Raw genomic sequence first — 2944 nt, forward strand, 5'->3', positions numbered from 1 at the left:
GTCTTGGTAAACACCAACACCACTTAGGTGTTGTATGGTTAAGCCTCACGGGTAATTAGTACAAGTTAGCTCAATACATTACTGCACTTACACACCTTGCCTATCAACGTTGTAGTCTCCAACGGCCCTTTAGGGAACTTAAAGTTCCAGTGAGAACTCATCTTGAGGCTCGCTTCCCGCTTAGATGCTTTCAGCGGTTATCGATTCCGAACGTAGCTACCGGGCAATGCATCTGGCGATACAACCCGAACACCAGCGGTTCGTCCACTCCGGTCCTCTCGTACTAGGAGCAGCCCCTCTCAATTCTCAAACGCCCACGGCAGATAGGGACCGAACTGTCTCACGACGTTCTAAACCCAGCTCGCGTACCACTTTAAATGGCGAACAGCCATACCCTTGGGACCGACTTCAGCCCCAGGATGTGATGAGCCGACATCGAGGTGCCAAACACCGCCGTCGATATGAACTCTTGGGCGGTATCAGCCTGTTATCCCCGGAGTACCTTTTATCCGTTGAGCGATGGCCCTTCCATTCAGAACCACCGGATCACTATGACCTACTTTCGTACCTGCTCGACGTGTCTGTCTCGCAGTTAAGCTGGCTTATACCATTGTACTAACCTCACGATGTCCGACCGTGATTAGCCAACCTTCGTACTCCTCCGTTACTCTTTAGGAGGAGACCGCCCCAGTCAAACTACCCACCAAACAGTGTCCCAAACCCCGATTCAGGGGCCATGGTTAGAACTCAAAACATACAAGGGTGGTATTTCAAGATTGGCTCCACGTCATCTGGCGACAACGCTTCAAAGCCTCCCACCTATCCTACACATGTAGGCTCTAAGTTCACTGCTAAGCTATAGTAAAGGTTCACGGGGTCTTTCCGTCTAGCCGCGGGTACACAGCATCTTCACTGCGATTTCAACTTCACTGAGTCTCGGGTAGAGACAGCATGGCCATCATTACGCCATTCGTGCAGGTCGGAACTTACCCGACAAGGAATTTCGCTACCTTAGGACCGTTATAGTTACGGCCGCCGTTTACCGGGGCTTCGATCAAAAGCTTCGACCTAAGTCTAACCTCATCAATTAACCTTCCGGCACCGGGCAGGCGTCACACCCTATACGTCATCTTACGATTTAGCAGAGTGCTGTGTTTTTAATAAACAGTTGCAGCCATCTGGTATCTTCGGCCTCTAGCAGCTTAGAGAGCAAGTCTCATCACCGCCAAAGGCGTACCTTCTCCCGAAGTTACGGTACCATTTTGCCTAGTTCCTTTACCCGAGTTCTCTCAAGCGCCTTGGTATTCTCTACCTGACCACCTGTGTCGGTTTGGGGTACGATCCTTTATTATCTGAAGCTTAGAGACTTTTCCTGGAAGCATGGCATCAATGACTTCAGTACCTTAGTACCTCGACATCGTATCTCAGCGTTAGTAGAAACCCGGATTTACCTAAGTCTCCCGCCTACATACTTGAACCTGGACAACCATCGCCAGGCCCACCTAGCCTTCTCCGTCCTCCCATCGCAATAATAAAGGGTACGGGAATATTAACCCGTTTCCCATCGACTACGCCTTTCGGCCTCGCCTTAGGGGTCGACTCACCCTGCCCCGATTAACGTTGGACAGGAACCCTTGGTCTTCCGGCGGGGAGGTTTTTCACCCCCCTTATCGTTACTCATGTCAACATTCGCACTTCTGATACCTCCAGGATGCCTTACAGCTTTCCCTTCGACGGCTTACAGAACGCTCCTCTACCACGCATATAAATATGCGTCCGCAGCTTCGGTGATATGTTTAGCCCCGTTAAATCTTCCGCGCAGGCCGACTCGACTAGTGAGCTATTACGCTTTCTTTAAAAGATGGCTGCTTCTAAGCCAACTTCCTAGCTGTCTAAGCCTTCCCACATCGTTTCCCACTTAACATATACTTTGGGACCTTAGCTGGCGGTCTGGGTTGTTTCCCTTTCCACGACGGACGTTAGCACCCGCCGTGTGTCTCCCATGATTGCACTTGTTGGTATTCGGAGTTTGCAAAGGGTTGGTAAGTCGGGATGACCCCCTAGCCTTAACAGTGCTCTACCCCCAACAGTGATACATGAGGCGCTACCTAAATAGCTTTCGAGGAGAACCAGCTATCTCTTGGTTTGATTGGCCTTTCACCCCCAGCCACAAGTCATCCCCTAATTTTTCAACATTAGTGGGTTCGGTCCTCCAGTTGATGTTACTCAACCTTCAACCTGCTCATGGCTAGATCACCAAGTTTCGGGTCTAATCCCAGCAACTATTCGCCCAGTTAAGACTCGGTTTCCCTACGGCTCCCCTAAACGGTTAACCTTGCTACTGAAATTAAGTCGTTGACCCATTATACAAAAGGTACGCAGTCACGGAATAAATCCGCTCCTACTGCTTGTACGTACACGGTTTCAGGTTCTATTTCACTCCCCTCACAGGGGTTCTTTTCGCCTTTCCCTCACGGTACTGGTTCACTATCGGTCAATTAGGAGTATTTAGCCTTGGAGGATGGTCCCCCCATATTCAAACAGGATTTCTCGTGTCCCGTCTTACTCGTTTTCACTGTAAAGAAGTTTTTGTGTACAGGACTATCACCTTGTACCGTTGCACTTTCCAGAGCATTCCACTAACTTTTAAACAGCTTAAGGGCTGTTCCGATTTCGCTCGCCGCTACTTTCGGAATCTCGGTTGATTTCTTTTCCTAAGGGTACTTAGATGTTTCAGTTCCCCTCGTTTGCTTCGACTAGCTATGTATTCACTAGCCGATGACACTAAGTGCCGGGTTGCCCCATTCGGAGATTCCAGGATATAACGCTTGTTATCAACTCCCCTGGACTTATCGCAGATTACCACGTCCTTCATCGCCTCTAATTGCCTAGGCATCCACCGTGCACGCTTATTCACTTAACCATACAACACCTAAAAAGTGTC

Annotated in this window: 1 rRNA gene; it reads right to left on the bottom strand. The window is 49.6% G+C overall.

From position 1 onward, the window contains the following. Nucleotides 1–34 precede the first annotated feature (34 nt). A 23S ribosomal RNA gene (locus tag SP041_RS20550) occupies nt 35–2923 on the bottom strand. Nucleotides 2924–2944 lie beyond the last annotated feature (21 nt).

The organism is Psychromonas sp. SP041, assembly GCF_000470315.2.
Taxonomy (GTDB): Bacteria; Pseudomonadota; Gammaproteobacteria; order Enterobacterales; family Psychromonadaceae; genus Psychromonas.